Below are 533 nucleotides of genomic sequence, written 5' to 3' on the forward strand. Positions count from 1 at the left end.
TTCTCCCACTGCGTGCGCAGCGGAAACACGGAAGTTGTTACAGTTGCCTTGCAGATCCGCAGGCTCCGAGTCTTCTACGCCAGCGATCCACTCTTCAATACATTCAGAACCTTTCGATTTGAAGTGGTTAACGACGATAGAAAGATCTTCACCGCTCTCTTGTACCGTGAAGGTTTGCAGCAAGCTGTGGCGTTGGTATTTGTCGTACGCAGGGTTGCTCTCAGCACCATCTTTACGGGTAATGGTGTTTTCGGCAATGTGCTGCTCTGGCGTGAAGATCACTTTCGCCGCTTCTTTTGGCGTGACCACTTTCGCGCGGTACAAGATAGCAACCATGATCGCATCACTTCCGAAGTACTCTTCTTGGTACTTGTCTTTATCTGCGATTTCAACGTAAGTGTAATGATCGTCTGCGTCATCGATTTCTGCATTCAATGCATCCACCAAGTTTTGCACAGCACTGCCATCACCGAAGCCGTTATTTTCCACTTCCATCAAACCAATGATGTCAGCATCCATCTTATTCATCGCAG

Annotated in this window: 1 pseudogene; it reads right to left on the reverse strand. The window is 48.2% G+C overall.

Annotated elements, in window-relative coordinates:
* Positions 1-533: pseudogene (locus R8N47_RS27985) on the reverse strand (nuclease); the annotation flags it as partial.

The sequence above is a fragment of the Vibrio sp. 2132-1 genome, from assembly GCF_033344315.1.